Origin of the sequence: Kitasatospora sp. NPDC058218, from assembly GCF_042882445.1 — a bacterium.
Classification (GTDB): Bacteria; Actinomycetota; Actinomycetes; order Streptomycetales; family Streptomycetaceae; genus Kitasatospora.
This window is the reverse complement of record NZ_JBHVWC010000081.1, coordinates 6,056-13,196: the sequence shown is the minus strand read 5'-3', so window position 1 is coordinate 13,196 and position 7,141 is coordinate 6,056. Positions and strand designations below refer to the sequence as shown.

The 7,141-nt window shown below is 72.4% G+C and carries 7 protein-coding genes; all 7 read left to right on the top strand.

All coding sequences use genetic code 11. The features are described 5' to 3' along the window. The first annotated feature begins 510 nt into the window (after nt 1-510). The 7 genes from ACFVYI_RS36930 to ACFVYI_RS36900 all read left to right on the top strand — a co-directional run bounded on the left by ACFVYI_RS36930 (nt 511) and on the right by ACFVYI_RS36900 (nt 7,031). On the top strand, nt 511-1,878 hold the full coding sequence (locus ACFVYI_RS36930; RefSeq protein WP_387893757.1) for an ATP-binding protein: 1,368 nt from the start codon (nt 511-513) through the stop codon (nt 1,876-1,878). After that, on the top strand, nt 1,875-2,276 hold the full coding sequence (locus ACFVYI_RS36925) for a roadblock/LC7 domain-containing protein (RefSeq protein ID WP_387893755.1): 402 nt from the start codon (nt 1,875-1,877) through the stop codon (nt 2,274-2,276). Before ACFVYI_RS36930 ends, ACFVYI_RS36925 begins: the two co-directional genes overlap by 4 nt. Continuing rightward, on the top strand, nt 2,273-2,647 hold the full coding sequence (locus ACFVYI_RS36920) for a DUF742 domain-containing protein (RefSeq protein ID WP_360641369.1): 375 nt from the start codon (nt 2,273-2,275) through the stop codon (nt 2,645-2,647). Before ACFVYI_RS36925 ends, ACFVYI_RS36920 begins: the two co-directional genes overlap by 4 nt. Then, on the top strand, nt 2,622-3,212 hold the full coding sequence (locus ACFVYI_RS36915; RefSeq protein ID WP_360641368.1) for an ATP/GTP-binding protein: 591 nt from the start codon (nt 2,622-2,624) through the stop codon (nt 3,210-3,212). Before ACFVYI_RS36920 ends, ACFVYI_RS36915 begins: the two co-directional genes overlap by 26 nt. Nucleotides 3,213-3,274: 62 nt before the next feature. After that, a complete protein-coding gene (locus ACFVYI_RS36910) occupies nt 3,275-4,666 on the top strand; it encodes a cytochrome P450 (RefSeq protein ID WP_387893753.1) in 1,392 nt (463 codons plus the stop codon). 299 nt (nt 4,667-4,965) lie between these two features. Next, entirely contained in the window at nt 4,966-6,099 is a 1,134-nt protein-coding gene (locus tag ACFVYI_RS36905; RefSeq protein WP_387893794.1) for a cytochrome P450, read from the top strand. Continuing rightward, the gene (locus tag ACFVYI_RS36900) at nt 6,096-7,031 is read left to right on the top strand and encodes an enoyl-CoA hydratase/isomerase family protein (RefSeq protein WP_387893751.1); all 936 of its coding nucleotides are present in this window, start codon (nt 6,096-6,098) and stop codon (nt 7,029-7,031) included. The genes ACFVYI_RS36905 and ACFVYI_RS36900 overlap by 4 nt, the downstream gene beginning before the upstream one ends. The last annotated feature ends 110 nt before the right edge of the window (nt 7,032-7,141 follow it).

Below are 7,141 nucleotides of genomic sequence, written 5' to 3'. Positions count from 1 at the left end.
TCCTCGTTGGGGTTCGATGTGCGCTACTCCCCCCCCTCGTCCCGCTGGTTTCTGTGGGGCTACCCACCCACCGCCGGGGCCGCGGCGGGGGGGCCCCTCCGCCCCCCCCCCCCCCGCCGCCGTTTTCGGGGGCCGCGGCGGGCATAGGCCCTGGTGCGGGGAGGTCCGGCACCGGAGCGTAGTGGGGTGATCACTCTGCGCGCGAACCCGTTTGTGGCGCCGGTGTGAGACGTGGGTGAACGCCGGGTCACAAACTCCGGTACTCCCGTGGCGCGATGTCGGAAGGTGGCGGAGTTTCTCCCCAACTGCCCTGATTGGCAACTGTTCTGACATGCCAAGAGTTGCAGTAAGCTAACTCCGCGATAGGCGTTGCCGCAGGTCTCGTGCCGGAAGAGCTCCACCGACGTGATGGAACGACAGGTGTCTTTCGGCGGGACGCAGGCCGCCAGTCCCGTTCGCGCAGGGCGGTCCGGACCTGTTCCTGACGCGATGCCACCTGAAGAGAGTTTCATGACGTCATTTGTGCAGGAACCCTTTTTCTGGGTCTCCATCGTGGTGATGCTCGTAGCGGTCGCAGTCGCCCTCCAGGCTCGCAGGACGAACCTCTCCCTGCGCAGGCGAAACGTTTCCCTTGAGGAGGCGACCGCCCTGGCGCAGCGGCAGCGCGACGATCTCGGTGCGCTGAACGCGCGTCTGCAGAGCCAGCACGCGGCCGTGCTGGCGGAGGTCCGCAGGGACGCCGAGGAGGACACCAAGGCAGTCCTCAAGGCGGCGATGCGGACCCTGCAGGGCCTGGCCGACGAGCAGCAGGTCGTCATCGACAAGGTGCAGCGCAAGTACGGCGACAGCCCGCAGATCCTCGCCGACCTGATGCTGATCGACCACACGAACAGTCAGTTCGGCCGGCGCGCCCAGGGCATCGCGGTGCTCTGCGGCGGCTGGCTGGGCCGCCGGGAGACCGTCGCCTCGATCTACGACGTGGCCCGCAGCGCCCAGGGCCGGATCCGGCACTTCGACCGGGTGCAGATCCACTCCCGGGTCAGCGTCTCGCTCGCCAGCAAGGTCGTCGAGCCGGTCGCCGTGGTGCTGGCCGAACTGCTGGCCAACGCCACCAACTACTCCGCCCCGGACACCCCGGTGGAGATCAGCGTCCAGGCCGTCCCGACCGGTGTCTGCCTGATCATCGACGACGCCGGTCTCGGGATGGGGCAGGAGGAGAAGGACCGCGCCGCCGCGCTCCTCAACCCGGGTGCGCCGATCAGCCTCACCGGCCTGGGCAACCCCCCGAAGTTCGGCTTCGCCGTCTCCGGCATGCTGTCCGCCCGCTACGGCTTCCGGGTCTCCGTCGACTCGGTCTCCCCGTACGGCGGTGTGCGGGCCGTGGTGCTGCTGCCGGCCGAGCTGCTCAGCAGCGAGGTCGCGCCCCCGGCCGTCGCCGAGCACGGCGGGTACGACGGCGGGTACCAGGGCGAGTACCAGGGCGCCCACCAGAACGAGTACAACGGCGCCCACCAGGGTGAGTACCAGGGCGCCTACCAGGGCGAGTACCAGGGGGAGCCGGTGGAGCAGCCCGTGCCGGTCCGGGCGCAGGCCCTCGGACAGCGGCTCGCCTCGCTGCCCGAGCCGGTCCCGTCCGCCCCCGCCCCGTTCGCCGCGGCCGCCGCGCAGGCGGAACCGGAGATGACGGCGGACGGACGGCTGCCCCGGCGCCGACGCCAGCGCACTGTCTCGGTGGTCCCGCAACCGCAGGACTCCGGCCGCGTCGACGAGCCGGTGCGGAGCACCGGCCAGGAGACGGCGACCCGCCTCGGCGCGTTCCAGCGCGGGACGCTGTCCGGGCGCAACACCATGACCACGGAAGGAACCGAGATCCAGTGAGCCCTGATCTGTCCTGGGTGCTCAACGATGTGCTTCAGGTGCGCGGTGCCCGGCATGCCATCCTCGTCTCCGCCGACGGCCTCCTGCTCGAACGGTCCAGCGAGATCGGCCGTGACGAGGCGGAGACCAACGCCGCCGCGATGAGCTCGATGCAGTCGCTGAGCCGGGCGGTCGCCCCGTTCGTCGGGGGCAGCGGCGGCACGTGGCGCCAGACGCTCCTGGAGTACGACCACGGCTGGATCTTCCTGATCGCGGCCGGCAGCGGAGCCTACCTCGCGGCCTCCACCGCCTCCGACGTCGACATGGAGGCCATGTCCTTCCGGATGCAGCAGCAGGTGGGCGCGCTCGGACGGGCGATGACAGCGGCGCCGCGCCAGAGCACACTCAGCGGCTCATGACGGTCCCTGGCGAGGAGCAGCGGGTGGCCAGCGGCTTCATCCGCTCCTATGTCATCACCGGCGGCCGTGAGCTGCCGAGTGCGGACGACCTGTCCCTGATCACCCTGGTCACCGTCGCCCCCGAGCAGGGACTCCCGGCCCGTCCGAGCCCGGAGACCCTGGCGATCTGGGAACTGTGTTCCGGCGGCTACCTCTCGGTGGCCGAGGTCGCGGCCCACCTGGCGCTGCCGGTCGGGGTGGTGAGGCTGCTGCTGACGGACCTGATCCGCGAGGGGCGGCTGCTGCGCCGGGCGGCCCCGCCACCGGCCCAGGCCCCGGATCCGAGACTCCTAGAGAAGGTACTGCATGGACTTCAACGCCGGTTCGCCTGAGGACATCTACGTCCCGGGCGGGGTGACGACCGCTGTCAAGATCCTGGTCGTGGGGCACTTCGCGGTCGGCAAGACCACGCTCATCGGCGCCCTCTCGGAGATCGCCCCGCTGAGCACCGAGGAGAAGATGACGCAGGCGTCCACCGGCGTCGACGACCTCCGGGGCGTACCGGACAAGAAGACCACGACCGTCGCGCTGGACTTCGGCCGGCTGACGCTCGGCGACGACCTGGTGCTGTACCTGTTCGGCACGCCGGGCCAGCAGCGGTTCATGCAGCTCTGGGAGGACATGGCGCGGGGGGCGCTGGGAGCGCTGCTGCTGACCGACCCGACCCGTCTCACGGACACGTTCCCCGTCATCGACCTGATCGAGCAGTACGGCCTGGAGTACGCCGTGGCGGTCAACAGCTTCGACCGGCAGAGCGACTACACCGAGGACGAACTGCGCGAGGCGCTCGACCTGCTCCCGCACACGCCGGTGGTGTTCTGCGACGCGCGCGACCAGCGGTCGTCCGCCGACGCCCTGCTCACCCTCGTCCGGCACCTGCTCGAACGAGCCTCCTGACCCTCCCCCCGTCACCGCCTCCCGCGGCCGCACCCGCCGGGGCCACTTCCGAGGAACGACCCATGGAATCTCCGCAGCGACCCGCCCCGCAGTCGCCTCCCCCGGGCTGCCCGATGCACGGCGGGCCGACTCCGCTGTACGGGGAGATGTTCTCGTCCGACCCCGAGGCGGTCTACGACGCGCTGCGTGCGCACGGCCCCGTCGCCCCCGTGGAGCTGTCCCCGGGGGTGGACGCCACCCTGGTCACCTCGCACGAGGTCGCCCTGCGGGTGCTGCAGAACCCGGGGCTGTTCGCCCGGGACTCCCGGCGGTGGTCGGCGCTGAAGGAAGGGCGGGTGCCGATGGACAGCCCCGTCCTGCCGATGATGTTCTACCGCCCCAACTGCCTCTTCACGGACGGCACCGAGCACCTTCGGCTGCGCAAGGCCGTCACCGAGAGCCTGGAGCGGCTCAACGACAACCGGCTCAACCGGCACGTCGAGCGGATCGCCGGCTACCTGATCGACCAGTTCAGCCCGCTGGGCCGGGCCGACCTGATCAACGACTACGCCAAGCTGCTGCCGCTGCTGCTGTTCAACCAGCTCTTCGGCTGCCCGGCCGACATCGGCGACCGGCTGACCCGCAGCATGTCCGCGCTCTTCGACGGCCTCGACGTGCTCCGGGCCAACGAGGAGCTGAACGCCTGCCTGATGGACCTGGTGGCGCTGAAGCGGCGTCAGCCGGGCGACGACATCACCTCGTGGCTCGTCCAGCACCCGGCGGGCCTGCGCGACGAGGAGCTCAAGGACCAGCTGGTCATGCTGATGGGCGCCGGCGTCGAGCCCGAGCGCAACCTGATAGGCAACGCGCTGCTCCTGCTGCTGTCCGGCGACGGCGGCTCCGGGATGCGCATCGAGGACGCCCTCGACGACGTGCTGTGGAACAACCCGCCGATCGCCAACTACGCGACGCACTTCCCGATGCAGGACGTCGAGGTGGGCGGGGTCCGGATGCCCGCGGACAGCCCGGTGGTGATCAGCTTCGCCGCCGCCAACAGCGACCCGGTGCTGACCGACGCCCGGCTGACCCTGAGCAAGGGCGCCCACCTGGCCTGGGGTGCGGGCCCGCACGCGTGCCCGGCCAAGTCCCCGGCCCAGCTGATCGCGCTGACCGCGATCGAGTGCCTGCTCAACGCGCTCCCGGACGTCACGCTCACGGTGCCCGCGCAGAGCGTGGACTGGCGGCCGGGCCCGTTCCAGCGCGGACTGGTCTCGCTGCCGGTGCGGTTCAGCCCGGCGCCGGTGCGCCCCCCGGTGGCGGGCACGGGCGCCGGACCGAGCGGCCCGCCCGCCGGGACGCCCGCCAACGCGACGCCGCACCCGCCGGCCGCCACCACCGCGGCGCCCGTCGCAGGCCGGGCCCCGGTCAAGCAGAAGGGGTGGTGGAGCTCCTTCCTGGACGTCTTCCGGCTCTGACCGGGGGCGGAGCCGGAGTCCGTACGACCGCTCAGCGGTGAACGGAGTCCGGCGACTTCGGGCATGTGACGGGGGCAACTCCGATCGACGCTTGAGCGTGCTCCCGGTGGGTAGGTCGCCGCCGTACTGCCCGCCAGCGCAAGGAGCCCCGCGTGACCGCCATGATGGAAGCCCGCCCCGGGACACCGGAGTGCCGTGCTGGAACCGTCGACCGCCGCGCCGCCGTGCCGTTCCTGCGGCGGCTGCGGTCGGCGGAGGGGCTGGCCGATCCGTTCCCGATCTACGACGAGCTGCGGGCCATGGGCGATCTCGTGCCGGCGCCGTGGGGCGGGTACCTGGTCACCGGCTACGACGCGTGCGACCAGGTCCTGCGCGACAGGTCCTGGCTCGTCCCCGACTTCGCCTGGCAGGAACGGCAGACCGACACCGAGCGCTGGCAGGCCGTCGCCACCCAGGAGATGAGCCGGACCCTCCACCGGCTCAACGCTCCGGTCCACACCCGGCAGCGGCACAGCCTCGGGAACCTCTTCGGCCGCCAGACGCTCCAGGCCATGGCGCCGGAGATCGAGGCCGACGTCGCCGGGCTGCTCGACCGCCTGGCCGAGCGAATACGCGTGGACGGCGAGGCGGACCTGGCGGCCCTGGTCGGCGACCGGCTGCCGATCAACACCATCGGGCGCTGGCTGGACATCCCGCCGGAGGACTTCGCGCACATCCTGGAGATCACCCACAACCAGGTGCACGCCCAGGAACTCCTGCCCACCAAGAGCCAGTTGGCGATCTCGGAAGCGGCCACCCTGGAACTGCGGCGGTACTTCACCGGCCTCGTCCAGGAGCGCCGCGCCAACCCGGGCGACGACGTGGTGTCCGGCTGGATCCGTACCTGGGACGCGCTGGAGTCCGACCGCGAGGCCACCGACCGGACCGTCTACGAGCTCACCATGTTCGTCACCATCGCCTCCCTGGAGGCCACGGCGGCGTCGCTCTCCCTGATGGTGTGGTCGCTGCTGCGGTCCCCCGGCACCTGGGACTGGCTGCGGGCCCGGCCGGAGCACATCGACGACGCGGTCGAGGAGGCGCTGCGCTACGACCCGCCGGTCCGCCTCAACAGCCGCGTCGCGGGGGAGGACACGACGTTGGCCGGGGTGTTCGTCCCCAAGGACACCATGGTCCATGTCATGTACGGGGCAGCCAACCGCGATCCGCGCCGCAATCCGGACCCGCACACCTTCGACGTCCTGCGCAAGGGCTCCCACATCGCCTTCGGCGGGGGCGCCCACTACTGCCTCGGCGCGGCCCTGGCCAGGCTGGAGGCGCGCGCCCTGTTGGGCCAGCTGCTGCGGCGCTTCCCGACCCTGCGGGTGGTGGGTCAGCCCGAGTTCGCACCCCGGATGGTCTTCCACCGGGTGATGTCCTTGAGAGTTGCCGCATGAACGTTTCCTCCGAGGCGATCCCGTACCCCCCGTACGCGCAGCACCCCCCGTACCCCCCGCAGCCTCCGGCGCCGCCCGAGCCCGCCGGGGCGGTCGAGCCCGCCCACGATCGTGCCGCCTACGGGTCCGCGCACCAGGGGCCCGCCGCCGCCCACACCCCGGCCGCCTCCCGCAGCGTCCGCGTCGAGCGCCGGGGCGCGGTCCTGTACGTCGAGTTGGACAGCCCCGGGACCGGGAACGCCGTCACCGCGGCCATGCTGGCGGAACTCCTCGCCGTCCTCGCCGTACCGGACCCGGCCGTACGCGTCGTGGTCCTCTCCGGCGCCGGTCCGGACTTCTGCCTCGGCGGCGACCGTGACGAGTTCGCCGACTCGCTCGGCGTGGACCCCACCGGCGGCGGTATCCGCAGCTCCGGCACCCTGGCCCGCCGGGTCTGCGAGGCCCTCACCGACAGCCCCGCCGTCACCATCGCCAGGGTCCAGGGCCGCGCGACGGGCGCCGGCTTCGCCCTGGCCCTCGCCTGTGATCTGCGGGTCGGCGCCGACACCGCCGCATTCCGGCTGCCCGAACTCGCCCTCGGCCTGCCCGTCGCCTGGGGCGGTCTGCTGCCCCGCCTCCTCAACGAGGTCGGCGCGGCCCGCGCCCGAGAGATCATCCTCACCGGCCGCCCGGTCGGTGCCGCGGAGGCGTTCGACCTCTCGATCCTGCAGCGGGTCGTCCCCGAGCAGGACCTGGACCGGGCCGTGGACGAGTGGGTCAAGCCGGTCGCGCGCCGCCCCGAGGCCGGCCTGCGGGTCACCAAGAGCCTGCTCAACTCCCATGCGGCGGCGACCCGGCTGGGCGACACCTCCGTTCTGGACGCCGAGCTGATGGCCTCCGTCCTCGCCGCCGCCCACTACTCCCGAGGGCCGGCCGCCCCGTCGTCCTCCTGATCGACCGCCCCGCCCCGAGCGCCCGGGCCGCCCCCCGTCGCACCGGGGCGCCGCGGCGGTGGGGGGGGGGGGGCGCGGGCCGGGCCCCGACCCCCCCCGCGCGCGCGGAC